Origin of the sequence: Caballeronia telluris (assembly GCF_001544495.1) — a bacterium.
In the GTDB taxonomy this organism is placed as follows: domain Bacteria; phylum Pseudomonadota; class Gammaproteobacteria; order Burkholderiales; family Burkholderiaceae; genus Caballeronia; species Caballeronia telluris.
The window spans coordinates 1-26,503 of the sequence record NZ_FCNZ02000020.1; the positions used below are offsets into that span (position 1 = coordinate 1).

At 65.2% G+C, this 26,503-nt stretch carries 25 protein-coding genes and 1 pseudogene; 6 read left to right on the top strand and 20 right to left on the bottom strand.

Annotated elements, in window-relative coordinates; translation table 11 throughout:
- Positions 1 to 209, top strand: a pseudogene (locus tag AWB66_RS34465) (IS4 family transposase); the annotation flags it as partial.
- A 40-nt stretch (positions 210 to 249) separates the two neighbouring features.
- Here the strand turns inward: AWB66_RS34465 and AWB66_RS22940 are convergent.
- Together AWB66_RS22940 and AWB66_RS22945 are read right to left on the bottom strand one after the other, a co-directional pair.
- Positions 250 to 1,311, bottom strand: coding sequence for an alkene reductase (locus AWB66_RS22940; protein ID WP_087632410.1), 1,062 nt, complete (start codon positions 1,309 to 1,311; stop codon positions 250 to 252).
- A gap of 71 nt (positions 1,312 to 1,382) precedes the next feature.
- Entirely contained in the window at positions 1,383 to 1,679 is a 297-nt protein-coding gene (locus AWB66_RS22945) for an ArsR/SmtB family transcription factor (RefSeq protein WP_087632411.1), read from the bottom strand.
- Between the two features lie 444 nt (positions 1,680 to 2,123).
- Between AWB66_RS22945 and AWB66_RS22950 the strand changes: the two genes are divergently transcribed.
- A complete protein-coding gene (locus AWB66_RS22950) occupies positions 2,124 to 2,381 on the top strand; it encodes a hypothetical protein (protein ID WP_143328357.1) in 258 nt (85 codons plus the stop codon).
- 66 nt (positions 2,382 to 2,447) lie between these two features.
- On the opposite strand, the gene AWB66_RS22955 is transcribed toward AWB66_RS22950, so the two are convergent.
- The gene (locus AWB66_RS22955) at positions 2,448 to 2,876 is read right to left on the bottom strand and encodes a VOC family protein (RefSeq protein WP_235021202.1); all 429 of its coding nucleotides are present in this window, start codon (positions 2,874 to 2,876) and stop codon (positions 2,448 to 2,450) included.
- A 13-nt stretch (positions 2,877 to 2,889) separates the two neighbouring features.
- Positions 2,890 to 3,258, bottom strand: a complete 369-nt coding sequence (locus tag AWB66_RS22960; protein WP_087632414.1) for a YciI family protein — start codon at positions 3,256 to 3,258, stop codon at positions 2,890 to 2,892.
- A 185-nt stretch (positions 3,259 to 3,443) separates the two neighbouring features.
- Between AWB66_RS22960 and AWB66_RS22965 the strand changes: the two genes are divergently transcribed.
- Entirely contained in the window at positions 3,444 to 3,851 is a 408-nt protein-coding gene (locus AWB66_RS22965; RefSeq protein ID WP_087632415.1) for a DUF6232 family protein, read from the top strand.
- Positions 3,852 to 3,878: 27 nt separating this feature from the next.
- Here AWB66_RS22965 and AWB66_RS22970 read toward each other — a convergent pair whose 3' ends face one another.
- The 5 genes from AWB66_RS22970 to phnS form a co-directional block, all read right to left on the bottom strand.
- Positions 3,879 to 6,332, bottom strand: a complete 2,454-nt coding sequence (locus AWB66_RS22970) for a glycogen/starch/alpha-glucan phosphorylase (RefSeq protein ID WP_087632416.1) — start codon at positions 6,330 to 6,332, stop codon at positions 3,879 to 3,881.
- 278 nt (positions 6,333 to 6,610) lie between these two features.
- Entirely contained in the window at positions 6,611 to 7,432 is an 822-nt protein-coding gene (gene phnV, locus AWB66_RS22975; protein ID WP_235021203.1) for a 2-aminoethylphosphonate ABC transport system, membrane component PhnV, read from the bottom strand.
- Entirely contained in the window at positions 7,422 to 8,342 is a 921-nt protein-coding gene (phnU, locus tag AWB66_RS22980) for a 2-aminoethylphosphonate ABC transporter permease subunit (protein ID WP_087632417.1), read from the bottom strand. The genes phnV and phnU overlap by 11 nt, the downstream gene beginning before the upstream one ends.
- Positions 8,320 to 9,333: an ATP-binding cassette domain-containing protein gene (locus tag AWB66_RS22985; RefSeq protein WP_235021211.1), complete on the bottom strand. Its 1,014-nt coding sequence runs from the start codon at positions 9,331 to 9,333 to the stop codon at positions 8,320 to 8,322. The genes phnU and AWB66_RS22985 overlap by 23 nt, the downstream gene beginning before the upstream one ends.
- Positions 9,334 to 9,401: 68 nt before the next feature.
- Positions 9,402 to 10,475: a 2-aminoethylphosphonate ABC transporter substrate-binding protein gene (gene phnS / locus AWB66_RS22990; protein WP_087632419.1), complete on the bottom strand. Its 1,074-nt coding sequence runs from the start codon at positions 10,473 to 10,475 to the stop codon at positions 9,402 to 9,404.
- Positions 10,476 to 10,699: 224 nt separating this feature from the next.
- Between phnS and AWB66_RS22995 the strand changes: the two genes are divergently transcribed.
- Positions 10,700 to 10,885 (top strand): hypothetical protein, encoded by a 186-nt coding sequence (locus AWB66_RS22995; RefSeq protein WP_087632420.1) that lies wholly within the window; start codon positions 10,700 to 10,702, stop codon positions 10,883 to 10,885.
- Positions 10,886 to 11,078: 193 nt separating this feature from the next.
- On the opposite strand, the gene AWB66_RS23000 is transcribed toward AWB66_RS22995, so the two are convergent.
- The 11 genes from AWB66_RS23000 to AWB66_RS23045 form a co-directional block, all read right to left on the bottom strand.
- Positions 11,079 to 11,345, bottom strand: coding sequence for a hypothetical protein (locus AWB66_RS23000; protein ID WP_087632492.1), 267 nt, complete (start codon positions 11,343 to 11,345; stop codon positions 11,079 to 11,081).
- Positions 11,346 to 11,350: 5 nt separating this feature from the next.
- Positions 11,351 to 11,476, bottom strand: coding sequence for a hypothetical protein (locus AWB66_RS34920; RefSeq protein WP_268811160.1), 126 nt, complete (start codon positions 11,474 to 11,476; stop codon positions 11,351 to 11,353).
- 128 nt (positions 11,477 to 11,604) lie between these two features.
- Positions 11,605 to 12,012: a hypothetical protein gene (locus AWB66_RS23005; RefSeq protein WP_235021204.1), complete on the bottom strand. Its 408-nt coding sequence runs from the start codon at positions 12,010 to 12,012 to the stop codon at positions 11,605 to 11,607.
- A 28-nt stretch (positions 12,013 to 12,040) separates the two neighbouring features.
- Entirely contained in the window at positions 12,041 to 12,556 is a 516-nt protein-coding gene (locus tag AWB66_RS23010; RefSeq protein ID WP_235021205.1) for a hypothetical protein, read from the bottom strand.
- 106 nt (positions 12,557 to 12,662) lie between these two features.
- Positions 12,663 to 15,920, bottom strand: coding sequence for an ATP-binding protein (locus AWB66_RS23015; protein ID WP_087632421.1), 3,258 nt, complete (start codon positions 15,918 to 15,920; stop codon positions 12,663 to 12,665).
- Between the two features lie 79 nt (positions 15,921 to 15,999).
- A complete protein-coding gene (locus AWB66_RS23020) occupies positions 16,000 to 16,842 on the bottom strand; it encodes a fimbrial protein (protein ID WP_159462931.1) in 843 nt (280 codons plus the stop codon).
- A gap of 562 nt (positions 16,843 to 17,404) precedes the next feature.
- A complete protein-coding gene (katE, locus tag AWB66_RS23025; RefSeq protein WP_087632423.1) occupies positions 17,405 to 19,528 on the bottom strand; it encodes a catalase HPII in 2,124 nt (707 codons plus the stop codon).
- Positions 19,529 to 19,611: 83 nt separating this feature from the next.
- On the bottom strand, positions 19,612 to 21,309 hold the full coding sequence (locus tag AWB66_RS23030; protein WP_087632424.1) for a S10 family peptidase: 1,698 nt from the start codon (positions 21,307 to 21,309) through the stop codon (positions 19,612 to 19,614).
- A 79-nt stretch (positions 21,310 to 21,388) separates the two neighbouring features.
- Positions 21,389 to 22,948 carry a S53 family peptidase gene (locus tag AWB66_RS23035; protein ID WP_087632425.1) on the bottom strand — a complete coding sequence of 520 codons (1,560 nt, stop codon included), beginning with the start codon at positions 22,946 to 22,948 and terminating at the stop codon, positions 21,389 to 21,391.
- Positions 22,949 to 23,199: 251 nt separating this feature from the next.
- Positions 23,200 to 24,078: a DUF72 domain-containing protein gene (locus AWB66_RS23040; protein WP_087632426.1), complete on the bottom strand. Its 879-nt coding sequence runs from the start codon at positions 24,076 to 24,078 to the stop codon at positions 23,200 to 23,202.
- A gap of 16 nt (positions 24,079 to 24,094) precedes the next feature.
- The gene (locus AWB66_RS23045) at positions 24,095 to 24,487 is read right to left on the bottom strand and encodes a GFA family protein (RefSeq protein ID WP_087632427.1); all 393 of its coding nucleotides are present in this window, start codon (positions 24,485 to 24,487) and stop codon (positions 24,095 to 24,097) included.
- A 148-nt stretch (positions 24,488 to 24,635) separates the two neighbouring features.
- Between AWB66_RS23045 and AWB66_RS23050 the strand changes: the two genes are divergently transcribed.
- Complete coding sequence (locus AWB66_RS23050) at positions 24,636 to 25,925, top strand: inositol monophosphatase (RefSeq protein WP_235021206.1); 1,290 nt, start codon at positions 24,636 to 24,638, stop codon at positions 25,923 to 25,925.
- Positions 25,915 to 26,442 carry an isochorismatase family protein gene (locus tag AWB66_RS23055; RefSeq protein ID WP_235021207.1) on the top strand — a complete coding sequence of 176 codons (528 nt, stop codon included), beginning with the start codon at positions 25,915 to 25,917 and terminating at the stop codon, positions 26,440 to 26,442. Before AWB66_RS23050 ends, AWB66_RS23055 begins: the two co-directional genes overlap by 11 nt.
- The last annotated feature ends 61 nt before the right edge of the window (positions 26,443 to 26,503 follow it).

The window sequence follows — 26,503 nt, forward strand, 5'->3', positions numbered from 1 at the left end:
TCATCCGCGCGTTCCATACCATTCAGTACGAACTGACATGGGCAGCCGTGACCCGCTCGTACGGCAAACTGCCTGCGCTGCTCATCCGCTTGCGCGAGCGGCTCAAGCAGCTCCTCAATGAGAAACGGCCCGGGCGCAGTTGCGCTCGAGCCGTCAAATCGCGACCGTTTCGTTATACCGTTCGTGTCCTCAAACGAGACCTTAACTGAACGGCATTACGGCCGAAGCCGCTGTTTTCTCCCACTCCGCTTACTCTGCCGTTTCCAGCATCGGATAGTCGGTATAGCCTTCCGGGCCCGGCGCGTAGAACGTCGAGGCGTCCGGCGCGTTGAGCGACGCGTCCACCTCGAAGCGGCGCACGAGGTCCGGGTTCGCGATGAAGGTCTGGCCCCATGCCACCGCATCGGCGTCGCCGCGCGCGATGGCCGCCTGCGCGCTTTCCTTCGTGAACTTCTCGTTCGCGATGTACACGCCGCCGAATGCCTTCTTCAGTTGCGGTCCGAGGCTGTCGGCGGCTTCGTGCTCGCGCGCCGCGATGAACGCGATCTTGCGCCTGCCCAGCTCGCGCGCCACGTAGCCGAAGGTCGCCGCGCGGTCGCTGTCGCCCATCGTGTGCGAGTCCGCACGCGGCGCGAGATGCACGCCGACGCGATCCGCTCCCCACACGTCGATACACGCGTCAGTCACTTCGAGCAGCAAACGCGCACGATTTTCGATCGGGCCGCCGTAGATGTCGGTGCGCTTGTTCGTGCTGTCCTGCAGGAACTGGTCGAGCAGATAGCCGTTCGCGCCGTGCACTTCGACGCCGTCGAAGCCCGCGCGCTTCGCGTTCTCCGCGCCCTTGCGATAGGCCGCGACGATGCCCGGAATTTCGTCGAGTTCGAGTGCGCGCGGCGTCACGTATTCGCGCTTCGGACGCACGAGGCTCACGTGACCGCCCGCAGCGATCGCGCTCGGCGCGACGGGCAGTTCGCCGTCGAGGAAGACCGGGTCGGAGACGCGGCCGACGTGCCACAACTGCAGGAAGATCGTGCCGCCCGCGTCGTGCACGGCCTTCGTCACGAGCTTCCAGCCTTCAACTTGCTCGTCGGACCAGATGCCCGGCGTATCCGCGTAGCCGACGCCCTGCGGCGTGACCGACGTCGCCTCGCTCAGGATCAGGCCGGCTGCGGCGCGGTCGGCGTAGTACTTCGCCATCAGCGCGTTCGGCACACGCTCGACGCCCGCGCGCTGACGCGTGAGCGGAGCCATGACGATGCGGTTGCGCAGGGTGAGAGCGCCTACTTTGAGCGGGTCAAAAAGAGTTGCCATGAATAGTGATCCTTAATGAATTTGAAAGAACCTGGAAGGCTTCGACGACTTTCAGCGCCTGCACGAACGTCCTACAGACCCTTGTTGATGTGATCGAGGAACGCCTGGATCACGGCCTCGTCGCGTTTAAAAAAGACCCACTGGCCGATCCGCTTCGAGGTCACGAGCCCCGCCTTGTGGAGCGTGGCGAGATGCGCCGAAACGGTCGATTGGGACATCGCACAGCGCTCGTCGATCTGACCCGCGCAGACGCCATTAGACAGCGGCAGTTCCTGCTGGCTGAAATACACCTCCGGCTCCTTCAGCCAGGCGAGAATCTCCCGCCGGACCGGATTGGCCAGGGCTTTGTGAATCGCGTCGATGTCCATGTATTTGCCGATGGGACCTTATGAATCGTCTTGGATCGAACTATATATCGACAAAGTCCGATATGCAAGAATTGACACTGTTCGACGTAAGGGTATTCCCGGACCGAAAGCCATATTGGCCACTTGGTGGAGTGTCGCTGGAATGCTCACCGGAGGTATAAAAGAGGAAACGGATTTGTCGCACATCGGAGCGCCGTCTGCTGCAAATTTCCGAGTCTCGCGTGCTCGCGAATGAGACGTCGGCGGGACACGATACAGAGTTGAATCCGGGCGTCGGAAAGAGACAGCAGTCCGAACGAATATTGCGTCGAATCGCGTTGTGAGACGCCGCAAACTTGCTATGATGAGAAACGTTGAATGAGGTCGGAAATGGGAATGCTGCAAAGAATTAACGCTCGCGCTGTAGGCGCCTCGTTCGACGGATCATGGCAGGAGCAATCGAATATGAAACTGGTAGAACGCGTATCGCATCTCGAGTCGGATCTCACAGCAATGAGATCCGATGTGTCTGTCTTGAAAACGGATATGTCCGTCTTGAAGACCGGTGTGGCCGCCTTGACAATTGATATGGCCGTCGTGAAGTCCGACTACGCCACCAGGGCGGACGTACTCGAAGCCAAAAACTCGGTCATCGTCTGGGTCGTTTCCGCTGTTTTCATCGCGCAACTGCTCCCCGGCTTTCTCAAGAAATTCGGTCTTTGATGGATAGTCGGTGATGCTCCACCGTTGCCGCCAAGGTGGCGCATATCGGCTCGCCGACCGGCCCGGTCAATCCGCTTCCAGCACCGAAAGCACGTTTCCCGCCGGATCCTTGAACCACGCGATCACCGGGCCGCCGCTCGCGCGACAGATGCCGCTGGCGTCCGTCTTCAAACCGGGCTCGTCGTAGTGCTCGAACTGCACGCCGCGCTGCGTGAGCGTATCGACGGCATCGTCGACACTCTCCACCGGGAAGTTGAGCACTGTAAACGTCGCAGGCGTGTGGTTGGGCTTCGGGTAAAGCAGCACATTGTTGCCGCCCGCGAGCCTCAGCGTCAGCAGCCCGTTCGACTCGGAAACCGTCAGTCCGAGCGTATCGCCGTAGAAGGCCCGCGCCTTCGAAATGTCGTTCACCGAATAGCCACTGAAGGCACGGCTGGCTTTTAGAAGATCATGTTGCATGGTTTGTCTCCTGCACAAAAAGGTTTCCTTCGCCAAGGCGCCATTCCGCTCAAGCCGGTCCGCCCCAGCCGCTCAAGTCCCTGATTGGCCGCACTTCCACGCAACCGAGGCGCGCCGGCGGAATATCCGATGCCACGCGAATTGCGTCGTCCAGATCCTTCGCTTCGATCAATATGAAACCGCCGAGCTGCTCCTTCGTTTCGGCGAAAGGCCCATCCGTCACGGAAACGCGGCCGTCCCGCGCACGCAGCGACTTCGCCGTCTGAGCCGGCTGAAGCGCGTTCGACGTGACGTAATGGCCGCTTGCGCGCATCGTTTCGTCGTAGGCGACCGACTCCCTGACAAGCGCGTCGAATTCCGGCGGCGACATCGCGTCGAGCTTGCGTTCGTCGTAATAGATCAGACAAAGGTATCTCATCGGGGTCTCCGGGTCTCCAGGAAGGGGCTCACTGGATCGTCGTTTGAGGAGCGCGAAAATCGACACGCCGCGCAGAATAATTTCGGCGTGAACGTTCCGCACGCCGCCTGTGGCAACCCGCGCAATACAGAGCGGCGCGGCGTCTGGTAACCTGCGCGCTTCCTTCAGCCGCTTTTTCTCATTCGATGCAAACGGAACCTCCCTTCAACGAACGCGGCGTCACGCTCTCGCGCGCCGGTCTTTCCGCAGCCGGTCAGATGTTTCCACTGCGCGACCTGCGTTCGGCACGCGTCGTGCGCATTGCACGCAAAAAGCCGCTGCCGATCGTCATCGCGGCGATCGGATTCGCATCGCTCGTCGCCGGCGCGATCACGGGCTCGGGGCCCGCGCTCGTGCTCGGCGTGATGATTGCCGTGGTCGGTTATCTGTCGTGGATCACGCAGGACGTCATCTATCAGTTGCTCGTGACGACGCCCGATGGCGAGCGCGAAGTGCTCATCACGACCGACCAGGCGTTCGCCGAGCGCGTCGCCGCGCTCGTCCATCAGGCGATCGAGAAACACGCGCAGAGCGCAACGCCGTCTGCAAGCTGACGCGCGGGTTGGCCGCGCCGTGCGTCGTCAGCCGAGGTCGAGCGGCTCGACGTGCCAGATTTCATGCGCGTATTCCGCAATCGTCCGGTCCGACGAGAAAATGCCCATCCCGGCGACGTTCTCGATCGCACTTCTCGTCCACGCGTCCTTGTCGAGAAATTTCGCGTCGACTTCGGCCTGCGTCTTGTCGAAGCTGTCGAAATCGGCGAGCACCATGTAGTGGTCGCCCCAGTCCACGAGCGTGTGGAAGATGTCGTAGAAACGATGCGGCTCGTCGGGCGAAAAATGCCCGAGCCGGATCTGGTCGAGCGCGACCTTCAACTCCGGATTGCTCTCGTAGATCTGTCGTGGCCGATAACCCGCCGCGCGCAGCGACTCGATCTCGTCGGTCGAATGGCCGAACACGAACATGTTTTCGCGGCCGACGGCGTCGCAGATCTCGATGTTCGCGCCATCCAGCGTGCCGATGGTCAGCGCGCCGTTCAGCGCGAGCTTCATGTTGCCGGTGCCCGACGCTTCCGTGCCCGCCATCGAGATCTGCTCCGACAGATCGGCCGCCGGAATGATCAGTTCCGCGACGCTCACGCCGTAGTTCGGAATGAAGCCCACCTTCAGTCGGTCGCCGATGAGCGGGTCGGCGTTGATCTTCTTCGCGACGTCGTTGATGAGCTTGATGATGTTCTTCGCCATCTTGTACGCGGACGCCGCCTTGCCCGCGAACATCACGACGCGCGGCGTCCAGTCGCGCTCCGGCTCCTCGCGGATACGGTTGTAGCGCACGATCACATGCAGGATGTTGAGCAACTGCCGCTTGTATTCGTGGATGCGCTTGACCTGCAGATCGAAGAGCGCGTTCGGGTCGATGATCGCGCCGGTCTCGCGCTTCGCGCGCTCGACGAGCCGCAATTTGTTCGCAAACTTCGCTTCGTGGAAGGCGCGGCGGAAGTCGGGATCGTCGCGCCATTCGCGCAGGCGTCCAAGTTCGAAGAGATCGGTGCGCCAGCGCGGCCCGAGCCGCTGATCAATCAGCGACGACAGCGACGGACTCGCCTGCGCCAGCCAGCGGCGCGGCGTGATGCCGTTCGTCACGTTGGTGAAGCGCTCGGGATACATGCGCGCGAAGTCGGAGAAAATGTTCTGCGTCATCAACTGCGAATGCAGCTTCGACACGCCATTCACCTTATGGCTCGCGACGATGGCGAGATGCGCCATGCGCACGCGGCGCTGGCCGTATTCGTCGACGAGCGAGATGCGGCGGATCAGATCGACGTCGCGGCCGAATTTCTCGGTGACCTGCTTCAAGAACTGCGCGTTGATGTCGAAAATTATTTCGAGATGGCGCGGCAAGAGGCGCGCAAGCATCTCGACGTCCCACGTTTCGAGCGCCTCGGGCATCAGCGTGTGATTCGTGTACGAGAACATCTGCTGCACGAGCTTCCACGCCTTGTCCCACGGCACGTGATGCGTGTCGACCAGAAGCCGCATCAGCTCGGGGATCGCCAGCACCGGATGCGTGTCGTTCAGGTGCACGGCCACCTTCTCCGCGAGGCGCCCGAAGTGCGAATGCGTGCGCTGATAGCGGCGGATCAGGTCCTGCATCGTCGCCGAGACGAAGAAATATTCCTGACGCAGACGCAGTTCGCGGCCGGCCTGCGTGGAGTCGTCCGGATAGAGCAGGCGCGACACGTGCTCCGACGTGTTCTTCGCCTCCACCGCGCGCCGGTAGTCGCCCTGATTGAACGCGGAGAGATCGAATTCGTCGGTGGCGCGCGCCGACCAGAGCCGCAGCGTGTTGGTCGCGGTGGTCGCGAATCCGGGGATGACGGTGTCGTACGCCATCGCGTTCACATGCTCGGTCTCGATCCACTCGGTGCGGTCGTCGTACTGCACCGTGCGGCCGCCGAAATGAACCAGATAGACCACTTCGGGACGCGGAAACTCCCACGGATTGCCCGCGCGCAGCCAGTAATCGGGCGTCTCGACCTGATTGCCGTCGACGATCGTCTGCCGGAACATGCCGTATTCGTACCGGATTCCGTAGCCGAAGCCCGGAATGCCGACCGTCGCCATCGAATCGAGGAAACACGCCGCCAGCCGCCCGAGGCCGCCGTTGCCGAGCGCGGCATCGGGTTCCAGATCCTCCAGCGTGTTGATGTCGACGCCCAGACCCGAGAGCGCGTCGCGCACCTCGTCGTGGATGCCGAGCGCGAACAGCGCGTTCGTGAAGGTTCTGCCGATCAGGAACTCCATCGACAGGTAATAGACGCGCTTGACGTCCTGTTCGTATTGCTGGCGCGTGGTGCGCATCCAGCGCGCGACGAGCCGGTCGCGCACCGCCAGTTCGACCGCGTGCAGCCAGTCGCGCGGTTGCGCGGTCACCGCATCCTTGCCGACGCCGTACATCAGGCGGTTTGAAATGGAGCGCCGCAGCGCGTCGACAGTACTGTTGAGCTGGTCGAATTCCAGATCGACGGATGTCATCGAAGCCTCCGGTGTTTGCAGCGTATGCAACGGGGCAAGGCGCGTGCCGCGCATCCGAAACGAAAGGCAGCCGGTCGACGCCAGGCGCCCGTGGCATGGGTGAAGGTGCAGGTTACGCTAGTTTTATTTTTTTTGGTATGACCGCACGATTGATGATTTTCGGCACCGCTCACGCGATACGTGCTGGATTCTGTAACATTTTCAACGTCAAGCGAGCGCCCGTTGCCGCGTCAAAATGATTCGCTATCCTGATGTTCTTTCTTCCATGCACGATGCGCTCAGCCGCGTCGCCGTGGCACGCGCGCGGCGATCAACAGAAGCGCCGCCAGCGACACGGCCAGCAAAATCAGCGACAACGCCGAAGCCGGCAAGTAATACCCGCGATTCACCTGCCCGACCACGACGATCGGCACCGTCGCGAAACCCGGCGGATAGACGGTCAGCGTCGCGCCGAGTTCGCCGAGCGAGAGCGCGAAGCCGAGCGCGAGACTCGCGCGGATCGCGGGAACGAGTTGCGGCAAGACGATCCGCGCGAGCACCATGCGCGGCGGTGCGCCGAGGCTCGCCGCCGCTTCGCGCAGCACGGTCAGTTCGGGGCGCAGCGCGGCGGCGGCGCTTCGATAACAGAATGGCAGCACGAGCGCGAGTTGCACCAACACGACGATTGCCGCCGATCCCGACAAGTCCACCGGCTTCTTGTGATAGGCGATCAGCACCGACAGCCCGAGCACGACGCTCGGCACGCCGTTCGGCATCATCGCGACGGCATCGACGAGCGCGCCGAGACCGCGCCGGTCGCGGCCCTCCAGCGCGAGCGCGAGCCACAATCCGAGCAGCGTGCCGAGCACCGCGACGCCGAACCCGATTTCGAGGCTCGTCGTCAGCGCGTCGAAGTCGCTTGATCCGAGACGCTCGAACCAGCGCATGCTGAAACCGTCGGGCAGGATCGTGCCGGACCAGTGCGCCGCCACGCTCGACATCGCCACCACCAGCACCGGCAGCACGAAGAGCCAGAAACACAGCAGCGCGACGAAAATCGTGAACAATGCGCCCGCCAGCTTGCGCGGCTTCACTGCAACGAGCGGCCATTCAGCGGCCATTGCGGCCTCCCGTGCGACGATTCACCCGGCGATACAACGCATAGAGCGACAACGACATCGCCAGCATCACGACCGAGCCGGCGGCGGCCGTCGCGAGGTCGAGATCAACGGTGGCGGCGCTGTAGATCGCGATCGGCAGCGTGATCAGATGCGCGCTGCCGAGCACGAGCAGGATGCCAAACTCGTTGAGCGTCAAGAGGAAGCAGAGGATCGTGCCCGCCGCGATGCCCGGCCACGCGAGCGGCAGCACCACCTTGAACGCCACCCGCCAGCCGTTCGCGCCGAGACTTTTCGCGGCCTCGACGAGCCGCATGTCGAGCGTCGCGTAAGAGGCGAGCGTCGGCCGGACGACGAACGGCGCGTAGAACACGACTTCCGCGAGAATCACGCCGCCGATGCCGAACAGGAAGTCGAGCGGCGGCGCATCGAGATGAAAGATGCGCTGCAAGCCGATACTCACCGATCCCTGCGATCCATACAGAAAAATCAGCGTGAACGCGACCAGAAACGACGGAAACGCCACGAACAGTTCGAGAAAGCGCGTCAGGAGCCGGGTGCCGGGAAACGGCCGGAAGAACAGCATCGACGCGAGCGCGACGCCCAGCAGCGACGCGAGGCCCGCGCTCGCGAACAGAATGCCGAGCGTCGTGCCGATCACGCCGCGCGTCTCCGGATTCGCGAAGAACGCCGCGTACGCGTGCAGACTGAAGCCACCGGGCGCGCTCACGCTCAGGATCACGAGCCGCGCGAGCGGATACGCGACGAGCGGCCCCAGAATCACGATCAGGATGAAAAGCAGTTGCCACTGCGCGTAGCGCTCGCGGCGCTTTGCTTCGGACGCGTGCGCGGCGAACTGCGCGGCAAGACGCGGGTCGGCGGCGACGTCGTCAGGGACGAACAAGGACGACATCGTCTGCCTCGTAGCGAAGGGAAACCCGCGCGCCCTTTTCGGGCATCGCGGCGTGATTGCGCTGCATCGTGACGAGCACGGGCTCTTCGGGATAAGCGTCGAGCGCGACGGACACCGAAAGCACCGCGCCGTACCATTCGACCGACACAATCGCGCCATGCAGTGCCCCGGCGCCGAGCGGCACGATCGCGAGCCGCTCGGGCCGCACGCACGCGACGCGCTCGCGTTCCGCATGCCGCGCGTCGCCGACCGGGAACACCACGCGCGGCGGCAGCAAATTCGCCGCACCGAGATAGCGCGCGACGAAGCCGTCGACGGGCGCGTCGTACAACTCGCGCGGCGTGCCCAGTTGCGCGATGCGGCCGTCGCGCATCAGAAGCGTGCGGTCGGAGAGAACGAGCGCGTCGTCCTGATCGTGCGTCACGCAGACGATCGTCAGGTTCGGCAGACGTTCGTGCAGCGCCTTCAACTCGGAGCGCACTGAGGCGCGCAGGTTGGCATCGAGCGCGGAAAGCGGCTCGTCGAGCAGCAGCACGTCCGGCTCGATCACGAGCGCGCGCGCCAGCGCCACGCGCTGCTGCATGCCGCCCGACAGTTGCGCGGGCATCACGTGACCGGCGTCGCCGAGTTGCACGAGCTTGAGCGCATCGGCGACGCGCCGCGCGACCTCGCCCGCCTTCAGGCGCCGCGCGCGCAGTCCGAACGCGACGTTCTCGAACACGGACAGATGCGGAAAGAGCGCATAGCTCTGGAACAGCAGCCCGAGATTGCGCTGATGCGGCGCGACGTGCGTCAGATCGCGGCCCGCGACGGTCAGCGTGCCCGCGAGACCGTCGGCGGCGACGAAACCCGCGATGAAGCGCAAGAGCGTGGTCTTGCCGCAGCCGCTCTTGCCGAGCACGGTCAGCAGTTCGCCGCGCTGGATCGTGAGCGACAGGTCGTCGAGCACGGTGCGCGTATCGAAACGCACGGTCAGCCGGTCGATGTGCACGCCCGCGGCGCCGTGCGTGCGGCTCGCCGCGCCGTCCTCGCGGACGACCGGCGCAAGAGCGAGCGTGTTCACGACTTCGGCTTGACGACTTCGACCTGCTTGCCGGAATTGCCGATCACCTCGTTCTTCCAGCGCGCCGTCCAGCCCGCTTTCTTCTCCATCACCTGATTCCAGTCGACCGGAATCAGCTTCACGCCCGCGATCGCCTGCTTGACGGCCTCGCCGTTCTTGCCGGCGAGCGGCACGTCGTTACGGCCCGGAATGCCGTAGATGTCCGGCACCTTCGATTGCACGTCCGTCGACATCAGATAGTCGATCAGCTTCTTGCCCGCCGCCTGGTTCGGCCCGCTCTTGACGAGGCCGATGCCGTACGGCAACTGGAACGTGGTCGGCGCTTCGCCGGCCTTGTGCGAAAGGAACAGCGGCTTGATCGACAGACCGCCGTTGGCGGCATCGTCGAGGTCCATTTGCAGGTCGCCGTTCGCGAACGCGATCTCGTTGCGCGAAAGCAGCACGTCGAGGTAGCCCGTGCCCTTCGTGTGGAATTTGGCGCTCTGCTCCAGCGTCTTCAGGTAGTCGAACGCCTTCTCCTCGCCCATCAGCGCCGAGGTCAGGATGATGACCGCCATGCCGTCGCCGGCCGTCGCCGGATTCGAATACGCGATCTTGCCGCCGTAATCCGGATGCAGCAGATCGGCGAAGGTTTTCGGCGCCGTCTTCGTGACTTCGGGATTGATCGCAAACGAGAAATAGTTGTTGACGAAGGTCGCCCACGCGCCGTCGGGCGCCTTCGCGATCGCCGGCACGTTCTTGTAGTTCACGCTCTGATACGGCTGCAAAAGCCCCGACTGCGACGCCTGCTGGATGAACGGCGGCAGCGTGACGATCACATCGGCCTTCGGCGAATCCTTCTCGACCGTCGCGCGGTTCACGACTTCCCCGCTGCCCGCCGTGACGATGTTGACCTTGACGCCCTCCTTCTTCTCGAACGCGGGCAGCACGTTCTTGTACAGATTTTCGAGGCCGTCGGCGGTATACAGGACGACGGCGTCTGCGGCTTGAACGGGCATGGCGGCTGCCGACAGCGCAGTGACGGCGAGCGCCGGCAACAGGCCGCGCGCGAAGGATGGGATCCGGGTCATGGTCTCTCTGGTCGAAGCGGGGTCGATGAAAACGGACACCGGCGTGGCGCCGGATGTCGATCGACGGAAGCATCGCCGAACTTCGTGACATCGCCGTGACGTTCATCGGAACGCCGCGTCAACCCGCGCGCGTTCAACGCATTCTTTCCGGAGCGTGACCAATCGGTGCGCGTTCGGTTGCTAGACTGGACGCCTGACGTTCCACTTCCAGACAGGGCTTTAAGATGTATAAAAAAGGCGTCGTCATCGAGATTCAGTTTCCGCCCGGGCGTCTGAACGACGCGGCCGGCGACCCGTACTGGATCGACCTGACGCTCGACGAAGCGCGCAGGCTCCACGACCAGCTCGCCGCGCGCTTCGCCCGCGACGCGCGCGCGAACCAGCCGCTCGACACGTTCTCCATCGAGTGACGCGCGCGGCGCGTCAGTCTGCCGAGTCCGGGTGCCTTCCGTTCGGGTCGACCTGTCGCGCCTTTTTCGCGCGCGACGCGCGGTCACAAAAAAACCGGTGCATTCGACTGCACCGGTTTCCTGAAACGAAACGAATCGAAGAATCGGAGTGGTTCGACGCACGCACATCCGGTTCATCGGCCGTCGACGCGCGCTAATGCAGCCGCGTCGATGCGTCGCCGGATGCGGACGCCCGGGCGCGCAACGGCGTGTCGCGCAGACGCCGCCGGGACAGACGCTGCGCGATCACTTCGCCGATATACGGCAGGTCGGTCGTGAGCGTGGCATCGGCGTAGGCGTCGGGCGTACCCGCGCCGTAGACCTCGATCGCCGACACATAGTTGCCCAACTCGTTTTCCAGAAAGCGCCGGACCTCGGAAGCGGCGCACCGTGGCGGAAGATTCCAGATCAACAGATGCATGGCGCTCACCGTTCGCGGTACGCGCCCGAGCGCGGCGCGATGCGCACCGGCTGCAGGCGCGCGCGGCGGCTCATCGCGGCATGGAAAAGGCTCGCGCCAGCGAGCACGACGCAGAAGGACAGAACGATCATCGGGGCTCCACGGGACTATTTTCAAGACAAATACATGTTAGTCACGGGAACGCGTGTTGCCGTGCGACATTTCGACTTTTTAGTCGTCGGAAAGCCGCGTCAAGCGGACATCGCCGGTGCCGCCGGATTCAGCGCGCTTTCGCGAGGTCGCCCGCGCTGACCCAGTAGCTCATCCTGTCGCTCGGCGGGCGCACGAGAACGGCGCTCGGATCGTCGACGCCGTCGTCGCGGACCGTGCACACGCGCAGGCCGTCGCGCAGCAGTTTGACCTGCCCGCTGTCGGCGAACAGCGCGAGATGCTGCGCCGTCACCGGATGCAACTGACGGTAGACGTCGAAGCTGATCGCGCCGGGCGTATCGCCGACGATCGTCATCGCCTGTCCTTTTCCGCACTCGGACGACGCCGTGCCGTGTTTGACGCCGGGCTGCGCCGCCGCGCCGTGGCTCGCGATGGCGAGCGCCGCCACGCCGAGCGCGGTCAGCGTGAACCGGACGGCCGCGATGCGCTTGTGCGCGTGATCGAGCATTGCCTGCATGAAATTTCTCCGGGTTCGGTGGTTTCGTTCATGAGCCCGCACACGTCAGGCTCGAGAGATTCGGGTAGCGATTCGACCAGTCGCCCGCGATGGCCGCCTGCGCCACGGCGAGCGTGATGTCGCCGGTGCAGACGCAGCGTTTCAGGAACACCGCGAGCCGTTCCTTGCGGCGCTGGCCGCTGCGTCCTTCCCAGGGCCGCAGATCGAGATTCGCCGGCGCGCTCGCGAGGCCGCCGAGCAGCACCGGAATCCGGTGATCGAGCGCGTATTCGGACGCGAAAGCGTCGTCGATGCCGCGCTGCTTCAGGAGACGCTGCTTCTGGCGCATCTGCACGTCGAAGGACGGCGACACCCGGTCGGCATAGCCCGGCACACAAATCGTGTCGACGATGGTCGTCTGCGTGACGTGCGGATCGAGCCAGTCGCCCCGCTGCGCGAACGACGGCGCGGCGCCGAGCGCGGGCGCGAGGAGCGCGAGCGCCGCCGCCGCGCGCAACGCGCGGCCCGGGCGCTGCGAGCAAGCCAGGATATGCCTTCGATTCATGCGTCGGTTGGGGCGCGTGCGATGCGCGGCAAATGCGCGGACCTATTATTGAGACAAGTGAAAGGTCCATTAAAACACACGCTGATCGGCGGGCGCCGCGCCGTCGTCACGCAACGCGGAGCGCCAGCGCCGCGCCGAGCGCGTCGCCTGCGTCGACGAACGCGCGAAATGCCGCCGCGATGTCTTCGTCGTCCTCGCCATTGCGGTCCTCGTCGAGCGCGCGCTCGCAGGCGAGTTGCAGCGCGAGACAAGCCTCGGAGAAAGGCTTCGCGCCGACGATCACGGCCGCGCCCTTCATGCGGTGCGCCGTCTCGTAGAGGCGCGCGTAGTCGCAGGCTTCCATCGCCTCGCGGGCCAGGTCGAAGTCGAGCGCGTTCGCCTCCTGAAGCGCGTCGACGAGCGAGGCGGACTGCGCGCCGAAAGCGTCGATCGCTGCGCGGTCGTAGGCCTCCCGATGAGCCGGGGCGGGCGTCGGCGCGGGTTCCGCTGCCGGCTCCCGCCGCGACGCCTCGCTGCCTACGATCGATGCCAGCGCCGAGCGCAGGTCGTCCAGTCCGACGGGCTTGACCAGGCACAAGGTCATGCCCGACTCGATCGCCAGCGCGGCCGCCTCGGCCTGCGCGTCGGCCGTCACGCCGACGATCGGCACCGCGCCGCCCGCCTTCGTCTGCGCTTCCCGCGCGCGGATCCTGCGCGCGACTTCCTCGCCGCGCATCACCGGCATCGAACAGTCGAGCAGGATCAGGTCGAATGATGCGGGATTCGCCTGCCATAGCGACAGGCCCGCGCCGCCGTCGCTGGCGCATTCGACCGTGCAGCCCAGTTCCGCGAGCTGGCTGCCGAGGACGATGCGGTTCGCCAGGTGATCGTCGATGACGAGCACGTGCAGGCCCGCGAGCCGCGCGCGCTCCGCGTCCGCCTGCGAGCCCGCCGCCGCTGCACCCGCCGCGGCGCCGGGCTGCTCCGCGGGTTCGGCCGCGGGAAGGACGAGCCGCACCGTGAACCGGCTGCCGCGCCCCGGCTCGCTCGCGACCTCGATGGTTCCGCCCATCATCGTGACGAGGCGCCGGCAGATCGAGAGCCCGAGCCCCGTGCCGCCGAAGCGCTCTGTGCGGACGTCGTGCACCTGCACGAACGGCGCGAAGAGCTTCGCCTGCTGCTGCGGCGTCATGCCGATGCCGCTATCGGACACGGCCAGCACCACCTCGCGGCTGCCGTCCGCGATCTCGCCCGCACGGTAGGCGAGCGTCACGCGGCCTTGCGCGGTGAACTTGATCGCGTTCGACAGCAGGTTGCCGACGACCTGCCGCAGACGCAGCGCATCGGCCTCGACCCACGCGGAACCTGGCACGTCGCCGTTCTCGAGCGCGAGCGCCACGCCCTTGCTGCGCGCCGCCTGATCGTAGATCGCCGCGACGCTCGCCGCCCACGCGTTCAGTTCCAGCGGCGCGGGCGCGAGCACGAGCCGCTCCGCCTCCATCTTCGCGACATCGAGAATATCGTCGATCAGGCCGAGCAGGTCGCGCGCCGCCTGATGCGCCGTCGCGAGCGACCGTTCCCTCGACGCGCGGTCGCCCGGGTTGCGCAATTCGAGTTCGATCAGGCCGAGCACGGCGCTCATCGGCGTGCGGATTTCGTGGCTCATCGTCGCGAGGAACGTCGACTTGGCGCGATTCGCGGTCTCGGCCTCTTCCTTGGCCGCGCGCATCGCCGCCTCCGCCGCGATCCGGCGCGCGATCTGCGCGCGCAGCGACACCGCCCAGGCCCCGAGCAGCAGCAGTCCGCCCAGCCCGAGCGTCGCGCCGAGCGCAACCTGCGGGCGGCGCCGCTCCCAGACCGCCTCGGGATGTTCGCCGAGCGACCAGCGCCGGCGAATCGTGTCGAGTTCGGCGGGCTGCAGGTGATCGAGCGCGCGGCTCATGATGTCAGCGAGCTCCGGGTCGCGCGACGAAACGACGAAGCGGTACGGTACCGGCTCACTCGACAGCACGCCGGTGGTTTCGAGCCTGCCCCGATACGGGTTCGCGACCGCGTAATTCGCGAAGCCCATGTCGGCGACGGCCGCATCGGCGCGGCCGCTCGCGAGCATTTCGAAGAGCGCGTTGTAGTCGGCGACCTCGATCCGCCGCGCCGATGGCGCGTGCCTCTGCACGATCGAGCTGACGAAGTCGTTGGCCGTCACGGCGACGCGCGCGCCGGCCAGCGCCTCTGCGTTGCGGCGCGGCGCGGTGCCGACGCGGGTGACGATCACGAGGAGACCCTCGCCATAGGGCCGGCTGCGCAGGAAGCCGTCGCTTTTTTCCGGTGCGTGGCGGAACGGCGTCAGCGCCGCCGTGCCGCTGTGCAGGTCCCGGTCGATCTCGCCCATCGAATCGCGCACGCGCGCCTCGAAGCGCAGACCCGTGACGCGCGCGATAGCCGCGAGGATGTCGACCGCGAATCCTGCAAGATGTCCGTTCGCGTCGCGGAAAGCGAGCGGCGCGGCGCGGCCGAGCATCGAATAATGCACGACGGGATGCGTCGCGATCCAGGCGCGGTCGGCTTCGGTGAGCTCGATCGGCTCGTCGAAGCTGATCGAGTTGGTCGTCGCGCCCCAGCGCGCACGAACTTCGAGCAGGAAACCCGGCGGCAGCGCGGCCAGCGCCGCGTCGACGCGTTCGCGCAACTGCGCCGCGCCCGGGCGGGCGGCGGCGAACGCGAAGCTGTAACCGCCTTCGTCGAATGACGCGAAATTCGTGATCCCGAGTTGGGTCAGGTCGAGGTGATCGATCGTGTAGGCCGTGGAAACGAAGTCGCCGACAAAGGCATCGGCGTCGCCGAGCGACACGGCCACGAGCGCGGCGCAGGTGTCGCGATAACCGACCGGCGTGGCATGCGGGTAAGCCGACAGGATCCGGGCTGGCGCGGTCTGTGCCTCGACATACGCGATGCGGCCCGTGCTCGGGCGTGCCATGCGCAGCGCGACGTAGACCTGCTTGGTCGGTATGTATGGGCGGCTCAGCAGGAGCGGCGTGCCGGTGTCGTTGCCCGTGGCGCTGGTGGCGGCGTCGATCTCGCCGCGCGCGAGCGCCTGGATCATCGCGGCGCGGTCCGGATACACGCGCCATTGCAGCGCGCTACCCATTGCCCGCGCGACTTCGCGGGCGTAATCGGCCGAGACGCCCTGCACGACGCTCGGGAGGGTCGGATCCGGCAACGTCGTCGCCGGTCCGCTCAGTTCCAGCGGCGGAACGATTCCGAGTACCGCGCCCACGACGAACTGGCCGGGTTGGGCGGCGGCCGTCGCCGGGAGGGGAGTCGTCAGCAGCAGCGCGCAAAAAATGAAACGCGCCGTGCGCCATGCTTCTATTGTGAAACGAGACACGTCGTATACCCGGATAACAATCCGCGAGTGTCTCAAAAACGCGGGGCGTAGGGAATGGTCAGATGTGGACGCCGAAGGGTCAGTTATAGGACATCGTGAACGTGGCGAGCGCTTTGACCAGGCCGGAGGCGAGCGTACCGGTCGTACGTACGTAGCGCGCGGAGAGCGGAATGCTCAGTGCCCCATTTGGCGCCGCGCCGACGAGCCATTGACTGGTCGTGCCGGGCGCGGCCGAGTCCGGACCGTATGCGACTTTCGCGTCGTTCACGCGGCGCAGTTCGATGCCGACGCCCGTCGCCGTCGAACCGGCCGCGAGGCCGAGCACGGTGCTGGTGTTGGCGGGGTTGGTCGCGTCGGTGAAGGTGATCGAGACCTGTGCGCCGGCCGCGCACGACAGATCGACCGAAAATTCCTTCGATCCCGCGACCGTGCCCGCGCTGCCCGCGAGCGAGCGCGTGGTGACGGTCGGGAGTGTGATCGCCTGCGCGGAATTCACGACGGAGCAGGATTGCTGGCGGATCGTGCCGGTGGCAGTGCCGGAGTAGACGGGAGTCTGGCTCCATGTATTGCCCGGCTCCACAGATGTCTGATAATCGACATTGAGCTTGGGAATGGAAGTCAGCGCCAATACGCCGGCGGTGACGGCGCCGGTCACGACCAACTGTGTCGTGACCGTTGCGGGGATCGGCAGATCGACACCCTGCGCGCCGTTCATTGTGCAATGGAGGGTGCCGGTTCCATTGGTTACGATCACCGTTTTTTCATTGCATTGGTTCGCCGTTACGGTGTAGCGAACGCCGAGCCCCGAGATGTTCGTCGGATAGACATCGGTCATTCCTGCGACAGGCGTGCCGGCCTTGAATATTGAGATGAGGACGCCCGTGTTCGTCAGCGGCGCATAGCCGTTGAAATTGCAGTCCATCACAAACGACGCGGGAGGCAGCGTGGCGACGCCTTGTCCCGGGCTTGCATTCCTCGGTATCGAAATGTAACCCGCAGCGAACGTCTGGTTCCCGTTCGTAATATTGCACGCCAGAAGGGCGTGAGCGGATGTGCTGAAGCACGCGATGATCAATCCCGCGATCAACATGAAACCCGCCTTCAAAATGTGCGAGCCGCATGCAGCATGTCGCGGCCCTGCCGCGGCGGGACCAGTGGCTGGGTTTCGTAAGTCAATCGCGCCCAGCCGCAATGCAGATGAATCCATGTATCTCCTTCGTCGCGCATCTGGCGCGTAGCGTGCGTCGGTGGTTAAATAAGATTCGTCTTATGCACCGGAACGAGCGAGTCAGGCGCGTCGACAGACAGACAGAAGTCTAAGGTTGCGAGAATGAGACTCACATAAGACGCATCCGAGTCTCAAAAATAACTCGAAGGCCTTCACGATGGGCTTTGCGCGTCCCAAATGAAAAATCCCCCGGCGTGGCCAGGGGATTTCCGCACTACCAGCGCTCGACCTCAGCGCCGCATTCTCGGTCGATACATCAAGCCGGCACGCTCTCCGCCTTCTGCGCCCTCGCCCATACGCGATGCTTGCCGAGCGCCTCGATGAACGCCTTCATCACCGCCTTCGCGTCGCCGCCGACGGACACGCCGTCATCGCCCGTCGGCAGATGCGCGGCCGCGAGCACGTCCTCGCCGTCGCCGACCGCGCCGATCGCCTTCAGGTGCTTGAACGCCTCCAGCACGTAATGCCGCGCGTCGCCGGATTCCGAGAGCGCCTTCGCGCTCTCCTTGCCGCCCGCGACCACGACGCCGTCGAACATGATCGACGGCATCGCGAGGATCGTCGCGTCGACTTCGATGCCGCCGTCGAGCGTGCCGAGCACGGGCGCGATCACCTTCGCGTGCGCGCCCTCGGCGGCGAGCGCGTCCTTGACGGCCTTGATGCTCGCCGCGTCGGCGCCCTTGGCGACCAGAATCGCGACCTTGCGTGTTTTCACCGAAGGCGGCGTTTTCGCGATGATCGACAGCGCCGGCGATTCCGCCACGGACGGCTTGCCGAGTTCCTCCGCGCTCGCGCTCTTGTTCGGCACCGGCAAGCCGAGATTCGCGGCGACGCGCGAGGCCAGTTCGCCGTCGATATTCGCGAGAATGCCGAGTTGCCGCTCGCGGATCGGCTTCCTTTCCACCTTGCTCAGTTCGAACGAATACGCGCCGACGATGTGATCCTTTTCCGGCGGCGTCACGCTGTTCCAGAAGAGCGTCGCCTGCGAATAGTGGTCGATGAACGACGGGCTGCGCACGCGGATCTTCGAGCCCTCGACGCGCTCCGTGTAGCTCTCGAACCCGCCGCCCGCCGCGGCCGGCGGCGTTTCCTTCGGCCATCCGCCGTCGATGGAATTCGGCTCGTAGGACGCTTGACCCTTGTCGATCGTCTGACGATGCATCGCGTCACGCTGGCCGTTGTGCAGCGGCGCGAGCGGCCGGTTGATCGGAATCTCGTGGAAATTCGGGCCGCCGAGCCGGCTGATCTGCGTGTCGGTGTAGGAAAAGAGGCGTCCCTGCAACAGCGGATCGTTCGTGAAATCGAGGCCCGGCACGATATGTCCAGGACAAAACGCGACCTGCTCCGTTTCCGCGAAGAAGTTGTCCGGATTGCGATTGAGCGTGAGCTTGCCGATCATCTTCAGCGGCACGAGCTCCTCGGGAATGATCTTGGTCGGATCGAGCAGGTCGAACGGGAACTTGTGCTCATCCTCTTCCTCGACGATCTGCACGCCCAGTTCCCACTCCGGATAGTCGCCCATGTCGATTGCGTCCCACAGGTCGCGTCGATGGTAGTCGCTGTCCTTGCCCGCGAGCTTCTGCGCTTCGTCCCACAGGAGTGACGCCGAACCGATCGTCGGACGCCAGTGGAACTTCACGAAGCGCCCTTTGCCCTCGGCGTTGACGAAGCGGAACGTGTGGATGCCGAAGCCTTCCATCGTGCGCAGGCTTTTCGGGATCGCGCGGTCGGACATCGTCCAGAGTACCATATGCGCCGATTCCGGCACGAGCGAGACGAAGTCCCAGAAGGTGTCGTGCGCCGAACCGCCTTGCGGCATCTCGTTGTGCGGTTCGGGCTTCACGGCGTGGACGAAGTCGGGGAACTTGATCGCGTCCTGGATGAAGAAGACCGGCATGTTGTTGCCGACCAGGTCGAAATTGCCTTCCTCGGTGTAGAACTTGACGGCGAAGCCGCGCACGTCACGCACGGTGTCGGCGGAGCCGCGCGAGCCCTGCACGGTGGAGAAGCGCACGTAGACCGGCGTTTCCTTCGACGGATCTTGCAGGAACGCGGCCTTGGTCAGCGCGGCCTGCGATTCGTAGACCTTGAAGACGCCATGCGCGGCGGACCCGCGCGCATGCACGATCCGCTCCGGGATGCGCTCATGGTCGAAATGCGTGATCTTTTCACGCATGATGAAATCTTCGAGCAGCGACGGGCCGCGCGGGCCGGCGCTCAGCGTGTTCTGGTTGTCCGCGACCTTGACGCCCTGGTTGGTCGTCAACGCCTGATCGGTGGCGTCGGAGCGGAATTTCTCCAGGCTCTCGACTTTCTGGTTCGTGTTGCTTTGCGACGGGGTACGAGCGACGGCGCTTGCCGTCTTCTTCTGGGTCGGCATTGGGTGGACTCCGTTTGACAATTGGCCCGGCACTTTCGATAGCACCGGGCCTTTCCTGCTGCAAACGGCGTTCCCGGAAGAAGCTACGCGATCTTCGAGGCCGTCGTGCGCTGCAGCGTGATGATCCGGCTCATCGCCACATGGTTCGACGTTGCCGCGTCGTACATCGTCGCCAGATCTTTTTTCAACTGCGTGCGCGAACCGCCGTCGAGATAGACCATGTGTCCCGACGGATAGAACGTCGCCGAAAGATTCTGGCGCACGGTCTTGTCGATGAGCGGCATTTGCTGCAAGTCGATCACGGTCTGATAAAACGGCGTCACGAAATCGTACATGCCGTTCGCGGAGAGCACCTTCAGGTCGACGTTCAGCGCCATCACCGCCGCCAGATCGCCCGCCGTGTAAAGGATGATGTTGCCCTTGGAATCGACGCCTTTCTCCTCGCCGGTCGGGTCCGTGTGCTTGAAATCCCAGTTCAGAAACGCCTGGTCGTTGAGATCGGTGAACGAGGACGTCGAGGTAAATTTCAACTGCTCGTTGAGATAGCTGTTCCACATCGACGTGTAGACGCCGCTCACCGCCGTCATCGTCGGATCGTTGCCGCCGGAATTCGGATCGATCTTGCCCGCGATACCGCTCGACACGCCCGTCACGCGCCCGTCGTAGGAACCGAGCGACTGTCCCTTCGATTTCAACAGCGTCGTGAGAAAGAGCGAATTGCCGCGGCTGTCGTAGGCGGCGATGTCGAGGCTCCACGCGAGCAGCGTCACCTTGTCGATGCCGGTGTATTCGGCGAGCTTCTGCACGACTTCGTCGTCGGTTTGCGGGAATTTGCGCAACGCGTTCAGATAATCCGAGCGCGCGAATTCCGCGACTTCTTCCGCGAACGCCTCCAGATTGGTCGGCGTCGGATGCACGCCGAGCTTCTTGTGATACCAGGCATCGGCGGCGGCGGTCGGCAGCGCGCCCACTGGATTGCCCGCCTGCCGGTAATCGAGAATCGACGATTGCAGCGTGATCCCGTTCAAGTCGACGCCATCCTCGTGCAGCTTGTACGCGAGCACGCAGCTGCGCGCGGTGCCGTACGACTCGCCGAACAGGAATTTCGGCGAATTCCAGCGATTGTTCTTCGTCAGATAGCGCTTGATGAACTGCTTGATGGAATCCGCGTCCTGATCGACGCCCCAGAAATCGCGGTTCTTGTTCGGCGCGATGGCCGCCGAATAGCCCGTGCCGACCGGATTGATGAAGATGAGATCGCTCTTATCGATGAGGCTGTCCGGGTTGTCCTCTATCTGGTACGGCGCGGGCGGCGTGAAGCTCGGCATCGCGGTCTTGATGCGGCGCGGCGCGAACGAGCCGAGCAGCACGAACACCGACGACGACCCCGGCCCGCCGTTATAGAAGAACGTGAGCGGGCGCTGTTCCTCGGTCTGGTTGTCCTTCGTGAACGCGACGTAGAACATCTTTGCGTCCGGCTTCGAACTGCTCGGATCGACCGTGACGAGATGCCCGACCGTCGCCGTGTAGGCGATCTTCGCGCCGCCGATCGTGACCGTGTGATGCGTGACGGCGGCGTTCTCGTCGGCTTCGGTTGCGGCGACCGAATCGTCGGGACCGTTGCCGTAGGCAATCGGATCGAAGTACGGCTGATCGCGCTTCGCCGTTGGCTTTGCAGGTTTTTTCGGCGTCTTCGCGGCAGGCGTCTTCGCGGCGGGTGCCTGTGCGGCGGTTTCCGGCGCCCCGTCGGCGGGTTTCTCTATTGTTGGATCGGAGTTCATCGTCGTCGCTCCTGGTTCGTCGTCGTTGTTATTGCCGTGGATGAATCGTGCTCGTAACGCTGCCGTTAATCCAGCGTGGTCATTTCAGCGCGGCCGCCACTTTTGCCCCGTCCGGGCTGCCGAGTCCCGTGCAGGCATCCCAGCCCGCCGCAGCCGCGAAACTGCCGTTGTTGCCCTCCGTGATGTCGCGGCACGCCGTCTTCGCGCGATACAGCTTCGGATTGACGAAGCCGGCCGGTTTCCCGTTGATCGCGTTGATGCGCGCGAGGAGCGCGGCCCACAGCGGCGCGACGGCGCTGGTGCCGCCGACCACCGTCTCGTTGCCGCCGATCAGCACTTCGTAGCCGGTCTGCGGCGAGGCGTCGCCGGCGACATCGGGCACGCCGCGTTTCGCGAGCGCCGTGTGGCCGCCGCCCGTGCGCGCGACCGTGAGCCCTTTCTGCCAAACCGGCAGCGCGAACGCGCCGCTCACGCCGCCGCCGCCCGCGCCGCCCTGATCGCCGTCGTTCCAGACGACTTCCTGCTGGATGCCGCTCGCCGACGCCGACAGGCCCGTGCCGCCGCACGCGAGCGTGTACGGGCTCGACGCGGGGAAATCGACGTGATCCTGGCCGTCGCCGATGCCGTCGCTCGACCCGCTGTCGCCCGACGCCGCGCAGACGGTCACGCCGAGCGCGGCGGCCGTTTGCAGCACGTCGTTGAAGGCGCTGAGCGATTGCGAGGTCCACATCGACTCCGGGCCGCCCCAGCTGATCGAAACGACCGACGGCTTGTGCGTCGCATCGTGGATCGCGCGGTTCACGGCATCGACGAAACCGGAGTCGCTGTTCGGCGCGAAGTAGACGGCGATCACGGCGCCCGGCGCGACAGACCCGGCGATCTCGATGTCGAGCGTCACTTCGCTGTCCGGCCCGTTCGGATTGCCAGTGGGCGCGTTCTTCGCCTCGTCGACGCTGACCGCGACGACCTTCGGCGCCTTCAGGCCGAGCTTCGAGAAATACGCGGTGAGGTCGCTCGTGCGGTAGCCGCCGCCGAGTTCGATGATCGCGATGCACTGGCCGGCGCCGTCGCCGTCGGGGAAGTCGTAGAGGCGCGCGAGGTCGACTGGCGTGAACGACGCGGGCGCAAGGCCGCGCGCGGGCTTGAAAGGCGGGCGAAAGCGAAAGTGCGGACGCGCCTGCGGACGGCTGTCGAGCCCGAGCACGGCGGTGACGGCGTCGTGCATGTCCTCGGGCACGTTGACGGGCCCCGTGCGCCCGCGAAATTCGCCGATATTGTGATGTTCGAAGCGTTCGAGCTTCACGTCGAACGCCTTCTGGAACTGCTCGATCGTGCCCTTGAGCACGACGCTGCGCGAGCCCGGATCGGAGCGCGCCACTTTCAGACCGTACTGCGCGGCGAATTTCTCGACCTTCTCGACGTCTTCCTTCGATGCGCCGAAGCGTTTTTCGAACGCATCGCGCGCGACGGGCTCGGCCTCGCCCGCGTCGATCTTCGCCATCAACTGTTTGAAGCCGTCTTCGTCCTGACGCCGCAGCATCACGACCACTTCGATTTCGTCGGCCGGATTGCACGCGCCCACGCAGGTCGCGCCTTCGGGATGGTTCTTGTCGCTGCCGCTCACCGGTTGCTTCGCCATAGTTCGATGCTCCTCGCTGGTACTGGAGTAGAAAGGCTGCCCGAGTTGCCATGCCACGCATTCAGATTGCCCGCGAAGGCAACGCGCTTAGCGACCGCGCGGATGTATCGTCGTATTTTCCCGCGCCGAATGCAATTCTTCGGACTCTTCACGACGAGGCCGGTTCCTGCGCGCCCGCCGCGGTTTCATCACGGGGCGTTACGGCCGCGCGCGATAAAGAACACGGCCCTTTCATACCGATGCCGGACGCGTCACGCTTGCAGCCGCTCGATCAGCCGGCGGGCGTCGAAAGGCGCCTGGACTTTCTTGTCGTTGTCGAAGTAGCAGAATACGTCGCGGCCCGCGCGGCGGCGAGGCGCCACCGACGAAATCAGCCGGGCGTCGGCGCGCTGGCCGCCGCTCGCCCAACATTCGATGCGCGACGCCCAGCCGTCGAGCGCGGCGTCGGTATAGGCGCCGCCGTAGAGCGTTTCGGTGCCGTGCAGCCGCACATAGACGAAGTCGGTAGTCAGATCTTCCGCGTAGGGCCAGTCGGCGACCGAATCCGAGACCACGAGCGCCGCCCGGTGCCGGCGCAAGAGGCGCACGAATGCTTCGCAGCAAAAGCTCGGATGGCGTATTTCGATGGCGTGACGCAGCGCGCGCTTCGTGCGGACGTCGAACCACGGCGCTTTCACGCGGGCATCGTGCCGAGCCGCGAATTGCGCGGCCGCCAGCGTGTCTTTCGGAAGCAGGTCGAGGAAGCGTGCGAACGCATCGGGCTCGAATGCGAAATTCGGCGGAAACTGCCAGAGAAACGGACCGAGCTTGCGTTCGAGCGCCAGCACGCCGGACGCGAGGAAGTTCGCTAGCGCGGGCGTCGCGGTTTCGTCGCGAAATCGCAGCATGTGGGTGAGATAGCGCGGCCCCTTGACGCTGAAGAGAAAGTCGTCCGGCGTCGCGTCGTGCCACGCGCGATAGCTCTTCACGCTTTGCAGCGAATAGTGCGAGCCGTTGATCTCCACGGTTTGCACCTGTCGCGACGCGAATTCCAGTTCTCGCGCCTGCGCAAGCTTCGGCGGATAGAACACGCCGCGCCAGCCATCGTAACGCCAGCCCGAGAGGCCGATCCGCACGCGCCCGGCGGTCATCGCGGACGGCACCGGGTCACGGCCGGTCCTCTTCGAATTCCGTGCGCACGCCTTGCGGCAGCCACGGCTCGCGACGGCGGCACCAGAGTTCGTAGCCGGGCTCGTAGAGACCGGTTTCATCGAAGGCGCCGAGCGGCAAGTCGATTTCCGGCGTCGCCAGATACTCCATGTACGCCACCGATCCGCAGACGGGGCAAAAATGCCGCCGCGCCTCGCCGGAACTTCGCCAGGCTTCGGTGCGGCCGAAAAACTCCACGTCGCCGCGCGCGAAAACCGCATAGACTCCAAACGCCGAGCCGTGAATCCGGCGGCACGTCATGCAGTGGCACATGCCGACGCGCCGCGGCGCCGCGCCGACGCGAAACCGTACCGCGCCGCAGGCGCACCCTCCTTCCTGAACCGTAGCCATGCCTCGTCCCCCATGCAGGATCGACTGTTCCGCCAGCAACCCGCGCGCCGCGACCCGCGACCGGGGCGCCTGAATGCCGCTGAACGTTGCGCGGCGGTCCGCCTGACGGTTTGTTACGATGTACACCCACGTCACGGAGATGGCCTACATGAGCAACCTGTCCTTGCTGAAGCTGCTTCCCGGCGTAGAGTCCGATTTCGGTCCGACGGCGTCTGACCTCGTCGCCCATGTGCTGTCGCACGACCGCTTCGATTCCGCGGCGAACGCGGTATCGCCGCGCGAAACCTTCCGCGCGGTCACCGTCGACGATGCGCTCTCCGATGAGTACGTCTTCCCTCTCGGCGACACCGGCCAGTCGATCGTGCTCGCGGGCTACCGCATCGCGGCGGGCTTTCTCGCCGAACGCGCCGCCGACGAATGGCTCGACCTCACGCGCCGGGCGCGCGCGGCGCAAGGACTGCCGGCGACGCCCGGGCCCGGCGAGCCGCATCCCGCACCCGATCCGGAAGAAGCCGACCAATTGCTCGACCGCGCGCTCGACTGCGTGCAAAAAATCGTCGATCCGGTGGCGGCCCAGCAGGTCATCGCGCTTTTCGAAACGCATTATCGCGGCGGCCGCGAGTTCCTGCGCCTCGCCTGGGAAGGCTTGCCGGAAGACCTCGTGCCGGAATCGCGGCGGCCGCTGGTGGCGCTGAAGTCGGGCGAGCCCGGCGAAAACCGCGAGAAGCGCGACTACGATCCCTACGGCCTCGAAGGCACGAGCGATTACGACGTCGATCGGCCGCTCGCGTACCGGGAGAAGATCGGCCCGTTCCTCTTCACGATGACCTATCGCCACGAATATCCGCAAGTCGACGACGAACGGCTCGGCACCGCGTTCGCCGTGTTCCACGAGGCGGGCACCGACATCGTCGCGGCGGCGGTCGAACTGAAGCTCGTGAAAGTGCCGCCGATCCACAGCAGCGCAGACCTCGTCTACGTGCTCGACACCTATTCCGGCGAGATGCTCTCGCTCGCGCTCGCCTCGGCCGAAGCGCTCGGGCCGGACCTGTGCCGCGTGTTCAACGAGCATCGTGTGGTCTATATCAGCATGTGGGAAGTGAGGAAGCCCTGGCGCGGCGAAGGGCTCGGCGTGGCGCTCTTGCATCAGGCGCTGGAGCGACTTCCCGTCGATGTCGACGGCCGGCCCAATGCGCTCTGCGTCGCGCCCGAGCCGTACCAGACGGAAATGAAGCACTTCGAAACGCTGCCCGCCGTGCTGCGCGAGGAACTGAAGGCGCCGGCGCGTCGGCTGAACGCGCATCTGACGGACTGGCTCGAACGCTCGAAGCTGCCGGTCGCGATGCATTTCTTCGTGCCGATGGCGAAGCACGCGGGCATCGGCTCGGCGGGCGAAAATGCGAGGCTCATCGACCGGATCATGGAAAGTGAAACCTGAAGCGATGCTCCTCGTGATCGATATGCAGCAGCGCCTGCTGCCGCATATCGACGCCGGCGAGACGCTGTCGCGCCATTGCCACGCGCTCGTGCGCGCCGCCGGCCTGCTCGGCGTGCCGGTGCTCGCGACCGAGCAGAATCCGCGCGGGCTCGGCGCGAGCGTCGAGGGACTCTTCGTGCCCAATCAGCGCGTGATCGAAAAACATACCTTCGACGCCACGCTCAACGACGCCTTCGTCGCCGCGTTGCCGTCGCCGGGCGACGGCGTGATCGTCGTCGCGGGCGCGGAGGCGCACGTCTGCGTGCTGCTCACGACGCTCGGCCTGCTGCGGCTCGACTACCGCGTGGAACTCGTCGCGGATGCCATCGGCTCGCGCGATCCGGCCAACCGCGCGATCGCGCTGACGCGCGCGGCGCAGGAAGGCGCGCGCCTGACGACGACCGAAACCGCGATCTTCAACTGGCTCGGCACCTGCCGGCGTCCGGAGTTCCGCGAGGCGCTCGGCCTCATCAAGTAAAGCCATGCGTGCGACGCATGGCTGGCATGCGCACAATTCGATTGTGACGCGATTTTTGCGT

Coding starts and splice junctions, on each gene's coding strand:
- AWB66_RS22940 (WP_087632410.1), bottom strand. CDS start 1,311: ATGGCAACTCTTTTTGACCCGCTCAAAGTAGGCGCTCTCACCCTGCGC.
- AWB66_RS22945 (WP_087632411.1), bottom strand. CDS start 1,679: ATGGACATCGACGCGATTCACAAAGCCCTGGCCAATCCGGTCCGGCGG.
- AWB66_RS22950 (WP_143328357.1), top strand. CDS start 2,124: ATGAAACTGGTAGAACGCGTATCGCATCTCGAGTCGGATCTCACAGCA.
- AWB66_RS22960 (WP_087632414.1), bottom strand. CDS start 3,258: ATGAGATACCTTTGTCTGATCTATTACGACGAACGCAAGCTCGACGCG.
- AWB66_RS22965 (WP_087632415.1), top strand. CDS start 3,444: ATGCAAACGGAACCTCCCTTCAACGAACGCGGCGTCACGCTCTCGCGC.
- AWB66_RS22970 (WP_087632416.1), bottom strand. CDS start 6,332: ATGACATCCGTCGATCTGGAATTCGACCAGCTCAACAGTACTGTCGAC.
- phnV (WP_235021203.1), bottom strand. CDS start 7,432: ATGGCCGCTGAATGGCCGCTCGTTGCAGTGAAGCCGCGCAAGCTGGCG.
- phnU (WP_087632417.1), bottom strand. CDS start 8,342: ATGTCGTCCTTGTTCGTCCCTGACGACGTCGCCGCCGACCCGCGTCTT.
- phnS (WP_087632419.1), bottom strand. CDS start 10,475: ATGACCCGGATCCCATCCTTCGCGCGCGGCCTGTTGCCGGCGCTCGCC.
- AWB66_RS22995 (WP_087632420.1), top strand. CDS start 10,700: ATGTATAAAAAAGGCGTCGTCATCGAGATTCAGTTTCCGCCCGGGCGT.
- AWB66_RS23000 (WP_087632492.1), bottom strand. CDS start 11,345: ATGCATCTGTTGATCTGGAATCTTCCGCCACGGTGCGCCGCTTCCGAG.
- AWB66_RS34920 (WP_268811160.1), bottom strand. CDS start 11,476: ATGATCGTTCTGTCCTTCTGCGTCGTGCTCGCTGGCGCGAGCCTTTTC.
- AWB66_RS23005 (WP_235021204.1), bottom strand. CDS start 12,012: ATGCAGGCAATGCTCGATCACGCGCACAAGCGCATCGCGGCCGTCCGG.
- AWB66_RS23010 (WP_235021205.1), bottom strand. CDS start 12,556: ATGAATCGAAGGCATATCCTGGCTTGCTCGCAGCGCCCGGGCCGCGCG.
- AWB66_RS23020 (WP_159462931.1), bottom strand. CDS start 16,842: ATGGACTGCAATTTCAACGGCTATGCGCCGCTGACGAACACGGGCGTC.
- katE (WP_087632423.1), bottom strand. CDS start 19,528: ATGCCGACCCAGAAGAAGACGGCAAGCGCCGTCGCTCGTACCCCGTCG.
- AWB66_RS23030 (WP_087632424.1), bottom strand. CDS start 21,309: ATGAACTCCGATCCAACAATAGAGAAACCCGCCGACGGGGCGCCGGAA.
- AWB66_RS23035 (WP_087632425.1), bottom strand. CDS start 22,948: ATGGCGAAGCAACCGGTGAGCGGCAGCGACAAGAACCATCCCGAAGGC.
- AWB66_RS23040 (WP_087632426.1), bottom strand. CDS start 24,078: ATGACCGCCGGGCGCGTGCGGATCGGCCTCTCGGGCTGGCGTTACGAT.
- AWB66_RS23045 (WP_087632427.1), bottom strand. CDS start 24,487: ATGGCTACGGTTCAGGAAGGAGGGTGCGCCTGCGGCGCGGTACGGTTT.
- AWB66_RS23050 (WP_235021206.1), top strand. CDS start 24,636: ATGAGCAACCTGTCCTTGCTGAAGCTGCTTCCCGGCGTAGAGTCCGAT.